General features: G+C 63.6%; 13 protein-coding genes. 8 read left to right on the top strand and 5 right to left on the bottom strand.

Going from position 1 to position 16,999, the window contains the following annotated elements; genetic code table 11:
- Window positions 1-98: 98 nt before the first annotated feature.
- The gene (locus ACZIRK_RS04645; RefSeq protein ID WP_245475007.1) at window positions 99-1,781 is read left to right on the top strand and encodes a glycoside hydrolase family 17 protein; all 1,683 of its coding nucleotides are present in this window, start codon (window positions 99-101) and stop codon (window positions 1,779-1,781) included.
- 17 nt (window positions 1,782-1,798) lie between these two features.
- Window positions 1,799-3,280 carry a GH1 family beta-glucosidase gene (locus ACZIRK_RS04640; RefSeq protein ID WP_463326999.1) on the top strand — a complete coding sequence of 494 codons (1,482 nt, stop codon included), beginning with the start codon at window positions 1,799-1,801 and terminating at the stop codon, window positions 3,278-3,280.
- 321 nt (window positions 3,281-3,601) lie between these two features.
- On the opposite strand, the gene ACZIRK_RS04635 is transcribed toward ACZIRK_RS04640, so the two are convergent.
- Window positions 3,602-5,038, bottom strand: a complete 1,437-nt coding sequence (locus ACZIRK_RS04635) for a glutamine synthetase family protein (protein ID WP_130229155.1) — start codon at window positions 5,036-5,038, stop codon at window positions 3,602-3,604.
- A gap of 115 nt (window positions 5,039-5,153) precedes the next feature.
- Complete coding sequence (locus tag ACZIRK_RS04630; RefSeq protein ID WP_130229154.1) at window positions 5,154-6,512, bottom strand: aromatic ring-hydroxylating dioxygenase subunit alpha; 1,359 nt, start codon at window positions 6,510-6,512, stop codon at window positions 5,154-5,156.
- Window positions 6,513-6,631: 119 nt separating this feature from the next.
- Between ACZIRK_RS04630 and ACZIRK_RS04625 the strand changes: the two genes are divergently transcribed.
- A complete protein-coding gene (locus ACZIRK_RS04625) occupies window positions 6,632-7,417 on the top strand; it encodes an IclR family transcriptional regulator domain-containing protein (RefSeq protein WP_130229153.1) in 786 nt (261 codons plus the stop codon).
- 189 nt (window positions 7,418-7,606) lie between these two features.
- Here the strand turns inward: ACZIRK_RS04625 and ACZIRK_RS04620 are convergent, their stop codons facing one another.
- Window positions 7,607-8,515, bottom strand: coding sequence for a helix-turn-helix transcriptional regulator (locus ACZIRK_RS04620; RefSeq protein WP_130229152.1), 909 nt, complete (start codon window positions 8,513-8,515; stop codon window positions 7,607-7,609).
- 138 nt (window positions 8,516-8,653) lie between these two features.
- Between ACZIRK_RS04620 and ACZIRK_RS04615 the strand changes: the two genes are divergently transcribed.
- The 5 genes from ACZIRK_RS04615 (at window position 8,654) to ACZIRK_RS04595 (ending at window position 14,676) form a co-directional block, all read left to right on the top strand.
- Window positions 8,654-10,189: a benzoate-CoA ligase family protein gene (locus ACZIRK_RS04615; protein WP_130229151.1), complete on the top strand. Its 1,536-nt coding sequence runs from the start codon at window positions 8,654-8,656 to the stop codon at window positions 10,187-10,189.
- A gap of 106 nt (window positions 10,190-10,295) precedes the next feature.
- The gene (locus ACZIRK_RS04610; protein WP_130229150.1) at window positions 10,296-11,102 is read left to right on the top strand and encodes an alpha/beta fold hydrolase; all 807 of its coding nucleotides are present in this window, start codon (window positions 10,296-10,298) and stop codon (window positions 11,100-11,102) included.
- Window positions 11,103-11,223: 121 nt separating this feature from the next.
- Window positions 11,224-12,912 (top strand): 2,3-epoxybenzoyl-CoA dihydrolase, encoded by a 1,689-nt coding sequence (gene boxC / locus ACZIRK_RS04605; protein ID WP_130229149.1) that lies wholly within the window; start codon window positions 11,224-11,226, stop codon window positions 12,910-12,912.
- Window positions 12,913-12,926: 14 nt separating this feature from the next.
- A complete protein-coding gene (boxB, locus tag ACZIRK_RS04600; RefSeq protein ID WP_130229148.1) occupies window positions 12,927-14,378 on the top strand; it encodes a benzoyl-CoA 2,3-epoxidase subunit BoxB in 1,452 nt (483 codons plus the stop codon).
- 25 nt (window positions 14,379-14,403) lie between these two features.
- Window positions 14,404-14,676: a hypothetical protein gene (locus ACZIRK_RS04595; RefSeq protein ID WP_130229147.1), complete on the top strand. Its 273-nt coding sequence runs from the start codon at window positions 14,404-14,406 to the stop codon at window positions 14,674-14,676.
- Window positions 14,677-14,707: 31 nt separating this feature from the next.
- Here ACZIRK_RS04595 and ACZIRK_RS04590 read toward each other — a convergent pair whose 3' ends face one another.
- Window positions 14,708-15,517 carry an SDR family oxidoreductase gene (locus ACZIRK_RS04590; RefSeq protein ID WP_130229146.1) on the bottom strand — a complete coding sequence of 270 codons (810 nt, stop codon included), beginning with the start codon at window positions 15,515-15,517 and terminating at the stop codon, window positions 14,708-14,710.
- 313 nt (window positions 15,518-15,830) lie between these two features.
- Window positions 15,831-16,892, bottom strand: a complete 1,062-nt coding sequence (locus tag ACZIRK_RS04585; RefSeq protein ID WP_130229145.1) for a polysaccharide deacetylase family protein — start codon at window positions 16,890-16,892, stop codon at window positions 15,831-15,833.
- Window positions 16,893-16,999 lie beyond the last annotated feature (107 nt).

Raw genomic sequence — 16,999 nt, 5'->3', positions numbered from 1 at the left:
TTGAAACGATGTCTTCAATCGCTTTCTTCAGCGAACTGGATGGTTCCTCGCGCTCCCCTGCGATCGTCGGTTCGGACGCAGCCCGGAGCGCTTAACTGATGCAGCTCGATGTTCCCGCCGGATCAAGCCCCAATCGTGCGAGCCGGTTGCCCGGTGGCGCCGCCATAAGATCGCCGCTTAGGGTTGCCGCGCCGCTATGGCTGTTCCTACTGTCCATGTGCATCATTGTCGCGGTTTGGTGCTGGCTGGCAACGCCGGTCCCATTGGGACATGCGCCCGTCGATCTCGCGAAAAAGCTGGATTGTGTTTCCTATGCGCCATTTCGCGGCCACCAGACGCCGTGGAATTCCTCCGCCGTCATCAGCCCGGACCAGATCGCGGAAGATATCGCCGATCTTGCCAAGATCAGCACCTGCATCCGCATCTACTCGGTGGAGAACGGCCTGGACAAGGTGCCCGAGCTCGCGTCAAAGGTCGGGCTGAAGGTGATCCTCGGCGTCTGGATAGGACGCGATCGTCTGAAGAATGCCAGCCTCATCGAATCCGCGGTGTCGCTGGCCAACCAGTTCACCGATGTGGTGACCGCCGTCATCGTCGGCAACGAGGTGCTGCTCCGTGGTGAACTGCCCGAGGCGGGCCTTCGCGAGGCCATCCGCTCCACCAAAGGCCGCGTCAGCGTTCCCGTGAGCTACGCCGACACCTGGGACTTCTGGCTGCGCTACCCGGAGCTCGGCCATGACGTCGATTTCGTGACGATCCACGTCCTGCCCTATTGGGAAGACGTTCCGCCTCGCGCCGAGGAAGCGCCCCAGCATGTGCTCGACGCACGCAACAAGGTCGCGCTGGCATTTCCCGGAAAGGAGATCTTCATCGGCGAGGCCGGCTGGCCGAGCCGAGGACGCATGCGCGACGGTGCGCTGCCATCGCGCATCAATCAGGCGCGCTTCACCTTCGAGCTGCTCGACAAGGCCAGTCGGGAGAACGTTCGTATCAATTTGTTCGAAGCGTATGACGAGCCATGGAAGCGCCAGTGGGAAGGGACGGTGGGCGCTCATTGGGGCTGGCTCGATGGAGAAAGCCGCCGGCTGAAATATTCACCCGGAGCTGCCGTCAGCAACTATCCGTTCTGGAAGCTGCAGCTCGGCGCTGGCCTAGCTTTCAGCATCGCCATGTTCGTCACGGCGTTGTTGGCGCGCCTGCGCTCGGCTGCGCCAACGGCATTGTCGCGGTGGCTTGCGGTGTCGGCATCCGCCACCGTCGGCGGAATCCTGCTCGGTATCAGCGTCGAGAATGCGCTCCACGAAAGCTACGGCCTTGCCGGGTTGATGCGGCAAGGCTCGTTCTTGATCGCGGCAACGGCTCTGCCGCTCCTGTGCATGAACGCCTTGATGTCGGGCCGCGCACTCCCGGCGTTTGCGGAATTGATCGGACCGCGCGAGATGCGAACACGATCCCTGCCGGCACTGCTTCACGGCGCTGTGCTCCTCCTCACTGCCATGGTCGCAGCGGAAAGCGCACTGGGCTTCATGTTCGACCCGCGGTCGCGCGACTTCCCATTTGCCAGCTTGACCATGGCGGCGGTGCCGATCCTGGTGGTGGCGCTGCTGAACCGTCGAAAGCCAGAGGTCAGCGCAAGGTCTGAGTCGGTATTCGCGGGGCTGTTCGCGGCGGCCGCGGTCTTCATCCTGCTGAATGAAGGCATTCAAAACTGGCAGTCGCTATGGACCGCGGCCGCGTTTGTCCTGCTTGGCGCCGCGCTGTGGTCGTCGCGCGAGCGGTGAATTTCTGGAGTACATCGATGTCGCTGGATGGACTTTCACGGCGTCATTTCGCAACGCTCGCCGGAGCGGCAGCGCTCGGATTGTCGGCCGCGCCGGCCTATCCGGCCGATGCCGGCAAGCCGCAGGGGGGCAGAGCCGCCGGTGAAAATTCGCTGGCCGGCTTTCCGGCCGATTTCCGATGGGGCACGGCGACCTCGGCCTATCAGATCGAAGGAGCCGTCAACGAAGACGGCCGCGGGCCGGCGATCTGGGACGGCTTTGCTCACACGCCCGGGACCATCTTCGATCACAGCAATGCGGATGTCGCCGATGATCACTATCGCCTGTACCGCGACGACGTCCAATTGATGAAGGCGCTGGGAGCCACGGCGTATCGTTTCTCGATCGCGTGGCCGCGCGTCTTCCCGGAGGGGGCAGGCACGCCAAATCCGAAGGGCCTCGACTTTTACGACCGGCTGATTGACGAACTCCTGGCGAACGGCATCGAGCCGTTCGCCACGCTCTATCATTGGGATCTGCCCCAGGCATTGCAGGACCGCTTCGGCGGCTGGATGTCGCGCGACACCGCGAAGGCCTTTGCGGATTACGCGGCCTATGTCGCCGAGCGCCTGACCGATCGCGTCAGCCACATCTTCACCATCAACGAATGTTCGAGGCTCGTTCATCTCGGCCACGGCCTTGGGATCGACGCCCCTGGTTTGAAACTGCCGCAAGCCGAGTTGAATCAGGTCTGTCACAACGTTGCGCTCGGACATGGCCTGTCGGTGCAGGCGATCCGCGCGCGTGGGCGGCCGGGGACGAAGGTCGGGCCCGCGGAGAACCTGGTCGTCTGCATACCGGCGATCGACACTCCCGCGCATGTGCGCGCCGCAGAAATCGCGACACGTGAACTCAACGGCGGCTATCTGACCGTGATGCTCGAAGGGCAGTACATCGACGGCTTTCTGGCTCAGGCCGGAAAGGACGCCCCAAAATACACGACCGAAGATCTCCGCATCATCTCGTCGCCGATCGATTTCTTGGGGCTGAACATCTACAAGCCCGACCATTACGTGCTGGCGGCCGACAACGAACGCGGCTTCGCCTTGGCGCCGTTTCCCGCATCGTTCCCGCACATGGATGCGGATTGGCTCCGGTTCGGCCCCGAGGCGATGTATTGGGCGCCGCGTCACGCGGCAAAGCTGTGGGGCGTGCGGTCGATCTATATCACCGAGAACGGGACGTCGTCGTCGGACCAACCTGCAGCGGACGGCAACGTCTACGACCTCGATCGGGTGATGTATCTGCGCAATTATTTGCAGCAGCTCCAGCGCGCGACGTCACAGGGAGTGCCCGTGGCCGGGTACTTCCACTGGAGCCTGATCGATAATTTTGAATGGGCGGATGGCTATCAGAAAAGGTTCGGGCTCTACCACGTCGACTTCAAGACGCAACGCCGTACCCCGAAATTGAGCGCTTCATTCTACCGTGAGGTCATCAAGCAAAACGCCGTGGTCTGATATGCCGGACAGGCGTACATAAATGCTTTGATGTCAGCGGCCCAGATGGTGCCGTCCCATTTGCGCAAGGCTGGCGCGGCAGGCAAAGCGGTAAATGATGTTAAAGAAATATGCCAACATGATCGAACTCCGCTGTTGATCATGGAGGGGTAGGTTGACCCCTTATTCTTTCAGGAGATTTTCGTGGCTTGGCAAAATGGTTTCGTTGCCGCCATAGTGGATTTCGTCGGGCGACAATGCACGAAATCGATTCACGCGCGTGTGAGGAATATCGCCGTCATTTGGTGAGGTCTACTGTCCTTGTTCGCGGCGTCCGTCCCCTCAGAACATCTCGAAATATTCGCGATGCTCCCAGTCGGACACTTCGGCCTGGAAACGCTCGATCTCGGCGTTCTTGATATGCACGTAGTAATCGACGAACTCCGCGCCGAGCGCCTGGCGGAAAAACGGATCGTCGCTCAGTGCGAACACCGCCTCACGCAGGCTCTTTGGCAATAGCGCCGCCTTGGTTTCGTACGGAGTGTCGGCCGATGGCCCCGGATCGAGCTTGCGGTCGATGCCGTCCAGCCCCGACAGGATCTGCGAGGCCATGTAGAGATAGGGATTGGCGGCCGGCTCCCCGATCCGGTTCTCCAGCCGCGTCGCGGGATCGCCCGTGCCGCCGAGCACGCGGATCATGACGCCGCGATTGTCACGGCCCCAGATCGCGCGGTCCGGCGCCAATGAGTAGGAGCGGTAGCGCTTGTAGCCGTTGATGGTCGGCGTCGTGAACACGGTGGAGGCGCGGGCATGCTGCAACAGCCCGGCGAGATAGCAGGACCCGAACGGGCTCAAGGCCTGGTCGGGCTCCCTCGCCATGAGTGCATTCTCGCCGCTTGTGCGCGACACCAGCGACTGATGCAGGTGCCAGCCCGACGCAAACACGTTCGGCAGCTTCGGCCGGCACATGAAGGTCGCGTGGTAACCATGCCGCCGCGCGATCTGTTTCACGGCGGCGCGGAACAGCACCATGGTGTCGGCGGGCTCGATGCCTGCGGTCGGCTGGAACGTGAATTCGCACTGGCTCGGGCCAAACTCGACCTCGACCGAGCGCAGCGGCAGGCCAAGCGCGAGGACGTCGCGGCGGATGATCTCGAGCGCCGGCTCCATCTGGTCGTAGCGCTGCTCGGTCAAATACTGATAGCCGTGCGAGAGCAGGCTCACCGAGGGCGGCCGGCCCGGCTGACCGGAATGCTCCGGCGCCATATGCGCGTCGTCGAGCTTGAAGAGGTGGAATTCGACCTCCAGGCCGGCAACGAAGTCATAGCCGCGCGCGCCGAGCTGCTCGAGCACCCTGCGATAGAGATTGCGCGTCGCGAACGGCACCGGCCGGCCGTCATTGAAATAGATGTCGCAGAGCAGCCAGCCCGTCGTGGGCGCCCATGGCAGTATCCGGAACGTAGTGGGGTCGGCCACCATCAACACGTCGGCGGCGCCTTCCATCTCCTTCATGCCGAAGCCGCCGCCGGCGGTGAATACGGGAAACACCGTCTTGTGCGAAGTGTCCTTCGCCAGCATGGTCGTGGTGATGGAGCAGCCGTTTTCCAGCGCGCGCACCGCCTCGGTTGCGATCAGCGTCTTCCCGCGCAGGATGCCATGCTGGTCCGGAAACGACAGCCTGACAACTTCGAGGTTCTTCTCTTCGACGATGCGGCGGACGCGCGCCGCCGCCGCCTTTTGCTCATCCGACCACAGGCCGTGACGCTGGACAAAGCTCAACGCGCTGTTCCTTTGCATTGATCGTCATTGCGAGCGCAGCGAAGCAATCCATTGCCTCCGCGCGTGTGGATGGATGGATTGCTTCGCTTCGCTCGCAATGACGGGGAAAGCAGCATCACTCGGCCGCCGAGAGATGCCGCACCTTGCCGGCGATCTCGCTCGGCACCGGCGCAGCCCACGGCGCGCCGCGGCGCCGCTTCACGTCGACTTCCATCCAGTAGAGCTCCCAACCTTGGGTCGGCCCAATGCCGTCCATGGTCGCGGGGCCCTGGATGCTGCGGGACGACGCCTCATCCAGGAACAGCATCGGCTTCTCGCCGCCGGACACCTTTTCGATCTCCTGCCGCAACAGCCGGCGATACTGCACGATCGCCTTGTCGCTTTGGCCGAGATGCTCCTTGGTGCGATCCTGGATCGGGCCCATCGATTCCACCGCCCATTGGTCGTGGACGTTGATGTCGTTGCCCATGCCGGTATAGGTCGCCGTCATCTGCTCGTGCGGATCGAAGCCGTAATCGTTCGACCTGTTCTTCCGCGACGTGTAGTCGGGCAGCTCGTAAAGTTCGAGCCGCTGGTCGCGCATCTTCTTCTTGTCGACCGGCGCCGTGTAGCTGGTGAAGATCGCGTACCAGTAGCAGTTCTCGTCATCGACAGGCACGTGCCACTGCGTGATCGTCATCTCCGTGCTCATCGGAATGACGAAGCCGTGCGGGAAGAGCTGGTTGGTCACCCGCACATGGGTGCGCGCTTCATCCAGTTCGCGCAGCGCGATCAGCCGCAGGCCATATTCGGTGTGCTCGACATTGATGATGGGCCGGTCATATTCGCGCAGGATCCTGGTCATCGGCATCTCGGATCCCGCGGACGCGCCGCGGAACTGCTTGCCATATGCGGTCGAGGTGTCCTCGTCCTCGAAGAAGCGGTGCAGGTAGGAGGCGTGCGAGGGATCGATGCCGACTTCGAGCGCCTGCAGCCAGTTGCAGTTCATGTGGCCCTTGAAGGCGAAGGTGTGGCTGCCGGGCGCCACGAAGCAGTCGATCTCCGGAAAGGCCGGCGGGGTACCTTCGCCGAGATAAGCCCAGAGGATGCCGCTCTTCTCGACCACGGGATAGGAGCGCTGCCGGATGCCTTTGCAGAGCTGCGAGTTCTTCGGCTCGGCCGGCGTCTCCAGGCATTGACCGGTGACGTCGAACAGCCAGCCGTGGAAGGCGCAGCGCAGGCCGCCATGTTCGAGCCGGCCGAAGGCGAGGTCGGCGCCGCGATGTGCGCAATGGCGCTCAATCAGGCCGTAGCGGCCCTGCTCGTCACGAAACAGTACGAGATTTTCGCCAAGCAGCCTGACGGGGCGTACCGGCCGCGCCCCCTCGAGTTCGTCCACCAGCGCCGCCGGCTGCCAGTACATCCGCATCAATTTCCCGCACGGATCCTTTGGCCCGGTGCGGGTGATCAGGTCGTTCTGCTCCTGGCTCATCATGGCGGCGTTCCTTCCCGGGTATCTGGATTTGTTCGCCTATTGAACGAATGGGCGAATTATGCCATGGCTCAATACGGCGGCAAGCCTAATTTTTGATCCGCGCCGCCAGGGGCGGGCCTATGCCGAAGCTGAAGCGTGAAGATCGCGAGGAGCGCGCCACCGATTTCGTCGAAAGCCTCGACCGTGGGCTGCGGCTGCTCCAGATCTTCGGCACCATCACCGGCCCTGCGACGCTGAGCGACCTGGCGCGTGCCGCCGACCTGCCGCGCGCCACCGCGCGGCGCATCCTGTTCACGCTGGAGCGCGGCGGGTTCGTCGCAACGGATGGCAAGCTGTTCACGCTCACGGCGCATGTGCTGACGCTCGCAGGATCGTACCTGCGCTCGAACCAGGTGATCGCGGTGCTGCAGCCGGTGCTCGATTGTATCGCGAGTGCGGCGCAGGAGATCAGTTCGCTGGCCTTGCTCGATGGCGACGAGGTGGTGTTCGTCGCGCGCGGCAGCCCGGCGCGGATGTTCTCCAGCGGTCTCGATATCGGCTACCGCCTGCCGGCCTTCTGCACCTCGGTCGGCCGCGCCATGCTCGGCCGGCTCCGTGATGAAGAACTGGCAATGCGGTTGAAGGCAATGCGCCGCGAGGCGCTGACGCCGCAGACGGTGACCGACCCGAAGCGGCTGCTCGCCGCCATCATCGCCGATCGGCAAAAGGGCTATTCACTGGTCGACCGCGAAGCCGAGCCACATTTCCGCTCGATCTCGGTGCCGGTGCGCCGCTACGACGACACTATTGTTGCCGCCATCAACATGGGCGCCCATGTCGACCGCGTGCCGACGGAAGAGTTGATCGAGCGATTCCTGCCGCTGCTGCGCGAGGGAGCGGAGGATGTGAAAGGCAGGTTGCTCTGAAGCGTGTAGCCCGGGTTGCGCTTCGCTCTTTCCATTCTACGACTGTCGTCCCCGCGAAGGCGGGGACCCATAACCACAGGGAGAGGTTGTGGCGCGAGCAAGCAGTTGCAGCGGAGCATACAACAAAGGCCTGTGGTTATGGGTCCCGGGTCAAGCCCGGGACGACGGGGAGTTGCGTGGTTGGCGTAACTACATCGCCACGCTGCGCAATCCAAAACTGCGCGCCTGGTTCTGTAGCACCGGCGTCACTGCTTCGATCAGCCGCGCGGCTGCGGCATCGACGGAAAGGCCGGCCGTATCGACCACGGCCGATGCACGGGAATAAAGCGGCTCGCGGCTGAGCAGGATGTTGCGCAGCTCGGCCATCGCCGAGCGATCGTCGGCCATCGGCCGCAGATCACCTTGCCGGCGCACCCGCGCCATGTGTTCCTCCGGCTCGGCCTTCAGCCAGATCGTGTAGAACGACGACAGGATCAGGTCGAAGGTCAACGGCTCGGAGACGATGCCGCCGCCGGTGGCGAGCACCATCAGTTCGTTCCGCGCCAGCAATTGCTTCAGCGCGGCCTGCTCCATGCGCCGGAAACCTTCCTGGCCGTAAAGCGCGATGATCTCGGCGACGGAGAGGCCGTTCTCGCGCTCGACCTCCTTGTTGAGTTCGACAAAGCTCCAGCCGATCCGCTTCGCCAGCATCCTGCCGAGCGTGGACTTGCCGGCGCCGCGCAGCCCGATCAGCGCGATGCCAGAGAACGAGGAGCGCCGCGGCGTGGATGCGCTGCCGCCGGCGAGGATGTCCTTGGCGTGCGCGATCTGCTCCGGCGTCGCCTTGCGCAGGAGGTCGCGGATCACGGCCCAGTCCGGCGCCGGCTCAGCGGAAGGGATCAGGTCTTGCAGATGCGCGCCCATCGCGTGCGACACCCGGCGCAGCAGCACGATCGAGACATTGCCCTTGCCGCTTTCGAGCTGCGCGATATAGCGCTCCGAAATTCCCGAAACCTTGGCGAGCACTTTCCGCGACATGCCGCGCAGCGCGCGCATCGTGCGCACGCGCTGGCCGAGCTGTTCTAGGAAATCGGTTTCGGGATCGCCTTGGTCTGTCATGTCCCCCCGCAAAGGAGTCGCAGGAAGGATAGTGCCGACGAGGATTGACAGCAAGCCGCTCCAGTGGCTTTCTATGAATTATAATTCTTAAAATCTGGGGAGAGACGTCGTGGCGCGCGTGGGCGTACGGAGCAGGGCATGAGCGGCACCTCCTACAACGCGGTGACTTGGCTGTTGGACCGCAATGTCGACGAGGGCCGCGGCGACAAGCTCGTCTTCGACGACACCGTCTCGCAACTCACCTATGGCGAGCTGCAGCGACAGACGCGTCGCCTTGCCAACCTGCTGCGCCGTCTCGGCGTCCGCCGCGAGGAGCGGGTGGCGATGATCATGCTCGACACGGTCGATTTCCCGATCGTGTTCTTGGGCGCGATCCGCGCCGGTGTGGTGCCGGTGCCGCTGAATACGCTGCTCACCGCGGATCAATATGCCTATGTGCTCGCCGACTGCCGCGCGCGGGTGCTGTTCATCTCCGAAGCGCTGCTGCCGATGGTGAAGGACATCGTCGGGCGGATGCCTGACCTCGAGCATGTTGTGGTCTCCGGCAAGGATGCGCACGGCCACAAGACGTTTTCCGACGAACTGGCGCGCGAGGGCGATGACTTCACAACCGCCGCGACCCATCCGGACGAGCCGGCGTTCTGGCTCTATTCGTCAGGATCGACCGGCATGCCCAAGGGCGTGCGCCACCTGCATTCCAATCTCGCCGCGACGGCCGAGACCTACGCCAGGCAGGTGCTCGGCATCCAGGAGAACGACGTCGGGCTCTCGGCGGCAAAGCTGTTCTTTGCTTACGGTCTCGGCAACGCGCTCACCTTCCCGATGTCGGTCGGCGCCACCACCATCCTCAACTCGGAGCGGCCGACGCCTGCGGTGATGTTCGCGCTGATGAACAAATATCACCCGACCATCTTCTACGGCGTGCCGACGCTGTTCGCGTCGATGCTGCACGATGAAGCGTCGAAGACGATGCCCGCGGGGAAGCGGCTGCGCATCTGCACCTCCGCCGGCGAGGCGCTGCCGGAATCCGTTGGCAATGCCTGGAAGGCGCGTTTCGGCGTCGATATCCTTGACGGCGTCGGCTCGACCGAGCTCTTGCACATCTTCCTGTCGAATGCGCCCGGCGACATCAAATACGGCTCGTCCGGCCGTCCGGTCCCCGGCTACAGGGTGCGCCTCGTCAATGAGTCGGGCGCCGACGTGCCGGATGGCGAAGTCGGCGAACTCTTGGTCGATGCGCCCTCTGCCGGCGAAGGCTACTGGAATCAGCGCAGCAAGAGTCGGCAGACCTTCGAAGGTCACTGGACCCGCACCGGCGACAAATATATCCGCGATGCCGAGGGCCGTTACACCTTCTGCGGCCGCAGCGACGACATGTTCAAGGTCTCCGGCATCTGGGTCTCGCCTTTCGAGGTCGAGAGCGCGCTGATCACCCATCCCGCGGTGCTGGAAGCCGCCGTCGTGCCGGAAGCCGATCCGGAAGGATTGCTCAAGCCGAAGGCCTTTGTGGTGCTGCGCGCGGACGCGAACACCGATGGCTTGCACGAGACGCTGAAGGAGTACGTCAAGCAGAAGATCGGCCCGTGGAAATATCCGCGCTGGATCGAGGTGGTCGAGAGCTTGCCCAAGACCGCGACAGGCAAGATCCAGCGCTTCAAGCTGCGGGAACACTAGTCGTCATGGCCGGGCTTGACCCGGCCATCCACGTCTCGCCACTTGGCAAAAGGACGTGGATGCCCGGGACAAGCCCGGGCATGACGAGAGACACAAGAGGAGCAACATGACTCTTTCTCCGTCCGGCTTCCTTCGCATCAACGGCTCCGATCTCGAATACCGCATGATCGGTCCGGCTCCTGACGCAGCACCAACCATCGTGATGCTGCATGAAGGCCTGGGCTCGGTCGGACTGTGGGGTGACTTTCCCGAGAAGCTGCAGGCAGCGACCGGCGGCGGCGTGTTCGCCTATTCGCGCGCCGGCTATGGCGCCTCGAGCCCGGTGAAGCTGCCGCGGCCGCTCGACTATATGCACACCGAGGCGCAGGAGGTGCTGCCGAAGCTGTTGGATGCCATTGGCTTCCGCCGCGGGCTTCTGGTCGGGCATTCCGATGGTGCGTCGATCGCGGCGATCTACGCCGGCTCGCACCAGGACCATCGCCTGCAGGGCATCGCATTGATCGCGCCGCATTTCATCGTCGAGGACATCTCGGTGAAGTCGATCGCGGAGATCAAGACGATGTACGAGAGTACGAACTTGAAGGAGAAGCTGGCGCGCTGGCACAAGGATGTCGACAACGCCTTCTACGGCTGGAGCGGCGCCTGGCTCGATTCGAAATTCCGGGACTGGGATATTTCCGAATACCTCGCCTATGTCCGCGTACCCATCGCGATCCTGCAGGGCGGGGCCGACCAGTACGGGACGCTGCGCCAGGCCGAGATCGCCAAGGAAGAGTGCTACTGCCCGGTCGATGTCACGGTCATTCCGGGCGCGGGACATTCGCCGCACCGCGAGGCGCCGGAGGCAACGCTCAACGCAATCGCGGATTTCGCCGAGGCGGCGTTGCGGACTGACCAGCCGCAAGCGGCCTAGGCCATTGGCCGAGTGCCGGAACATGAAACAAAGTGCATGTTCTCGCGTTCTTGACTGGACCAATTTCAAAACATGCATTATTGTGCATGATCAGATAACCAATAACGCACAAGGGTGGCTCATGGCCGGTGAGGATCGCGTGCTCGCGAACGGCGCGAAATACATCGATTTTCAGACCGACCCGTCCCGGTACCGGCATTGGAAACTCGATGTCGACGGCGAGGTCGCAACCCTGACCATGGACGTCGACGAGAATGCTGGCCTGTTCGAAGGCTACCAGCTCAAGCTCAATTCCTACGACCTCGGCGTTGACATCGAACTCGCCGACGCCGTGCAGCGGCTGCGCTTCGAGCATCCCGATGTGAAGGTCGTGGTGATGCGCTCGGGCAAGAACCGCGTGTTCTGCGCCGGCGCCAACATCCGCATGCTCGCGGGCTCGACGCACGCGCACAAGGTCAATTTCTGCAAATTCACCAACGAGACCCGCAACGGGATCGAGGACTCCTCGGAGAATTCCGGCCAGCGCTTCATCACCGTCGTCAACGGCACCGCGGCCGGCGGCGGCTACGAGCTTGCGCTGGCGACCGACCACATCATCCTCGCCGACGACGGCGCGGCCGCCGTGGCGCTGCCGGAAGTGCCGCTGCTCGCGGTGCTGCCGGGCACCGGCGGGCTGACGCGTGTCGTCGACAAGCGCAAGGTGCGCCGCGACCATGCCGACTTCTTCTGCACCATCGAGGAAGGCATCAAGGGCAAGCGCGCCGTGCAGTGGCGCCTCGTCGACGAGATCGCGCCGAACAGCAAGCTGGAAGGCAAGCTCGCCGACCGCGTCAAGGAATTCGCCGCCAAGTCGACGCGCAACGGCAGCGGCAAGGGCATTGCGCTCTCGCCCCTCAACCGCGTGATCGACGAGAACAGCATCCGCTATGGTTTCGTCAGCGTCGATATCGACCGCGCCGCACGCATCGCCACGATCTCGATCCAGGCGCCGGAGGCCGCGCCGCCGTCCGATATCGACGGTCTGATCGCGCAAGGAGCGGCGTTCTGGCCGCTGCAGGTCGCGCGCGAGCTCGATGACGCGATCCTGCATCTGCGCATCAACGAACTCGGGATCGCGATGCTGGTATTCAAGAGCCACGGCGATCCCGCTCATGTCGTCGCCTATGACGATTTCCTCGAGGCCAACAAGTCCCATTGGCTGGTCAACGAGATCAGGCACATTTGGAAGCGCGTGCTAAAGCGCATCGACGTCACCTCGCGCACGCTGGTGACGCTGGTCGAGCCCGGCTCCTGCTTCGTCGGCACGCTCGCCGAACTCGTGTTCGCCGCCGATCGCTCCTACATGCTGATCGGCTCGCGCGAGGGCGACAACCGTCCGCCGCCCGCGATCCAGCTCACCGCGATGAATTTTGGGCCCTATCCGATGAGCCACGGGCTGACCCGTCTGCAATCACGCTTCCAGGCCGACCCATCCGATCTTGAGCGGGCGCGTGGCGCGATCGGCAAGGCGCTCGATGCGGAAGAGGCCGAAGGGCTCGGCCTCGTCACCTTCGCGCTCGACGACATCGACTGGGACGACGAGGTGCGCGTGTTCCTGGAGGAGCGCACCAGCTTCTCCCCCGACGGCCTTACCGGCATGGAAGCGAACCTGCGCTTCGTCGGCCCCGAGACCATGGAATCGAAAATCTTTGCGCGTTTGACCGCGTGGCAGAACTGGATCTTCCAGCGCCCCAACGCGGTCGGCGAAGAGGGCGCGCTGCGGCGCTACGGCACCGGCCAGAAGGCGCAGTTCGATATGACAAGAGTCTAGACGGGAGGTTCGCCATGAACGTCAACATCATGAACGTCGACTACTCGACCAAGATTCCGAACAACGTGAACCTGTCGGCGGATCGCCAGGTCTTGAAGGCGCTGGAGGGCTGGCATCCCGGCTACATGGACTGGTGGAGCGACATGGGGCCGGAAGGCTTCCAGCAATCGCTGGTCTATCTGCGCACCGCCTATTCGGTCGATCCGCGTGGCTGGGCCAAGTTCGACTACGTCAAGATGCCCGAATATCGCTGGGGCATCCTGCTCGCGCCGCAGGAAGAGAACCGCGTGGTGCCGTTCGGCGCCCATTATGGCGAGCCGGCCTGGCAGGAAGTGCCAGGCGAGCACCGCGCCATGCTGCGCCGGCTGATCGTGATCCAGGGCGACACCGAGCCGGCCTCCGTCGAGCAGCAGCGCCATCTCGGCAAGACCGCGCCCTCGCTCTACGACATGCGCAACCTGTTCCAGGTCAATGTCGAGGAGGGCCGCCATCTCTGGGCGATGGTCTATCTGCTCCAGAAATATTTCGGCCGCGACGGCCGCGAGGAGGCGGATGATTTGTTGCGCCGCCGCTCGGGCGATGCCGATGCGCCGCGCATGCTGGGCGCTTTCAACGAGGCGACGCCGGATTGGCTCTCCTTCTTCATGTTCACCTATTTCACCGACCGCGACGGCAAGATGCAGTTGCACTCGCTGGCGCAATCCGGCTTCGACCCCCTGTCGCGCACCTGCCGCTTCATGCTGACGGAAGAGGCGCACCACATGTTCGTCGGCGAGACCGGCATCAGCCGCGTCGTGCAGCGGACCTGCGAGACGATGCGGGAGGCCGGCATCGAGGATCCGACCGATATCGCGAAAGTGCGGGCGCTCGGGGTGATCGACCTGCCGACCATCCAGAAGAAATTGAACCTGCACTATTCATTGTCGCTCGATTTGTTCGGCTCCGAAGTCTCGACCAACGCCGCCAACGCCTTCAACGCCGGCATCAAGGGCCGCTACAAGGAGACGACGATCGAGGACGATCATCAGCTCCAGAACTCGACCTATCCGGTGCTGAAGCTGATCGACGGCGAACTCAAGCTGGTCGACGAGCCGGCGCTGACCGCGCTCAACATGCGCCTGCGCGACGACTATACGCAGGACTGCGTGAAGGGCATGCTGCGCTGGAATAAGGTGATCTCGACATCAGGCTACGACTTCAAGCTCGCAGTGCCGCACGTCGCCTTCCACCGCGCCATCGGCGAGTTCAAGGACGTCGCGGCGACCCCCGAGGGCATCCTGATCGACGACGCCACCTGGAACAAACGCAAGACTGAATGGTTGCCGACAACCGAAGATGGCGAGTTCATCGCTTCGCTGATGAAGCCCGTCACCGAGATCGGGAAATTCGCCTCCTGGATCTCGCCGCCGAAGGTCGGTATCGACAACAAGCCCGGCGATTTCGAGTACGTGAAGATCGAGTCATAAACCGGGCATTCGGGGAGAAGACGGCATGGACCCCGACCATGACCTTGAAGGGATGGACCGCGACCAACTGGTCGCGGAGGTGAAACGCTTGCGGGCAGGTATCCGCGCGCACCGGGACAGCACCGGTCACGATTTGTGCTGGCATCATCCCGACATGTGGGGGCTGCTTCCCGAGCGGGTTGCGCCGGAGGTCGCCGTCCCGCCATGGCTGAAATTCTTGCGAGGCTGCCTCCGATACCGGGAGGCGCTCGATCGCGAACTGCCCAACGCGCCGCGCGCCGACCACGAATACGAGTGACGCTGCCGCAAGCTCGAACGCGATCTTAGCCTCAGCTATCCCACCCGCTGCCCGTGATTCCGGCATTCGCATAGACGATGCCGCCGTCCACGGTGATGGTGGCGCCGACCACATAGTCGCCGGCGCGGGAGGCGAGATAGATCGCAGCACCCGCCATGTCCTCGTCGGTGCCGATCCGGCCAGACGGCACCTTCGTCGCGACCTCATCGGCATTGTCGCGCGCCGCGCGGTTCAAGTCCGATTTGAAAGGTCCCGGCGCGATCGCCGTGACCACGACGTGGTCCTTGATCAGCTTCACTGCCATCCGCCGCGTCAGGTGGATCAAGCCGGCCTTGCTCGCGGCATAGGAATAGGTCTCCAGCGGGTTGACGAAGATGCCGTCGATCGAGGCGATGTTGATCACCTTCGCCGGCCGCTCGGCGCTCGCGGCTGCGCGGAGCGGCGCGGCCAGCGCCTTGGTCAGGAAGAACGGCGCCTTGACGTTGAGGGTCATCACCTTGTCCCAGCCGCTTTCCGGAAACTCGTCGAAGTCCGCGCCCCATGCCGCGCCGGCATTGTTGACGAGGATGTCGAGCCTCGGCTCGCGCTTCTTGATCTCCGCAGCCAGCATCTCGATGCCGGCGAGACTGGAGATGTCAATCGGCAGCGCGATGCACTCGCCGCCATATTCGGCCGAAAGCTCCTTTGCCGTCTCTTCACACGGCCCGGCTTTCCGCGCGGTGATGTAGACCTTAGCCGCGCCTTGCGCGAGGAAGCCCGCCGCGATCATCCTGCCGATGCCGCGCGAGCCGCCAGTCACCAGCGCAATGCGACCCTTGAGTGAAAACAGATCCTTGAACATGCGTTCCTCCGATTGCTTGCCGAAGGTTGTGAAAGGAGCATCGAGACGAGTCAAGGAAGTACCCGCAACGCGGAGCAGCTCGCGTGCTTTGTTCGCTCGCCAATCATCACAACTTCAAGGTTGCGAGTTGATGCGCCCTCGCCCCTTGTGGGAGAGGGCGGCTCCGGCGCTACGGCAAATTCGCTTGGGTGAGGGGTTCTCTCCACGAACACCTGCGCCCGTGGAGACAACCCCTCATCCGGCGTGGACTGCGTCCACGCCACCTTCTCCCACAAGGGGAGAAGGGAAGGGCGCCGTAGCGAGGGTAGAAAAGCTACGCCGCGTCGATGCGGCGGAAGCCGTTCCAGACGGCGGTGGCGGCGCCGGAGGTGAGGACGGGGATGATGCGCGCGTCCTGGTAGTTGCCGTTCAGCGAGACGCGCTGCAGGGCGGTCAGGTAGTCGGCGCTTTCCGGGAAGATCATGCCCGGCCGCGTCGTCACCGCGGTCTTGAAGCCCGCGGCGCTGGCAAGCGCGAATTCGCGTTGGCCGGCCGCGATCTTGTCGCCATAGGGATAGGCGAAATGCAGCACCGGTCGCGCCAGCGCCGCTTCGATCCGCTCCCGGCTGGCGGTCATCTCGAACGCCGCCACGTCCTCGGACTGCCGGGCGAGGTTGCAATGGGTGATGGTGTGCGCGCCGATTGTCACCAGCGGATCGTTGGCGAATTCCTTCAGTTCGCTCCAGGACATGCAGAACTTGCGCGCGATCGTCGTCTCGTCGACATCATGGCGCGCGCAGAGCGCCGAAACCTCGTGCTGGACATCCTGCTCGCCCGGCAAGCTCCGCAACCAGTCGTGCAACTGCTCGAAGGCGGTGTGTTTCGCCTCCGGCGTCGAAGTATCGATCGGCGCCATCGCTCCGCCGATCGGCGCCTCGATCGCGGCCGCCTTGGCGACCACCTGCTCCAGCGCGATCCACCACAGCCGGCCGGTCCCTTCCGCGAAATCGCTGGCGGCGTAGACAATGAACGGCGCGTCGAACTCGCGCATGACAGGCAGTGCATGGTCGCGGTTGTCGCGATAGCCGTCGTCGAAGGTGAAGCAGGCAAAGCGCCGCGCGAAATCGCGCTCGGTCATTCGCCGGTGCATCTCGTCCATGGTGACGATATCGATGTCCAGCGAGCGCAGATGCTCCAGCATCGCGCGCAGGAACTCCGGTTCAACCTCGAGATGATGGTTCGGCTGGAACTCATCGTTGCGGCGTGGCCGGACATGGTGCAGCATGAAAACCGCCCCGACGCCTGCGAAGATCGGTCGCAGCAGGAAATGGGCTCCGGAGAAATACAGCGCTTCGAGCCCGGCGCGGATAACGGTTTTTCTGAGCTGTTTTTTCATCCGCGACATCGGCCGGCCGGTTGCATTACGGCGCGAAATTAGCGAACCACCGCTGAACAAACGGTTAGCCGGCCCGGTTATACGCGGCTCTTTGCCAGACGCGGTAT

It is taken from the genome of Bradyrhizobium sp. Leo114 (genome assembly GCF_055229415.2).
The sequence above is the reverse complement of the archived record's forward strand: the minus strand, read 5'-3'. Positions and strand labels throughout refer to the sequence as shown.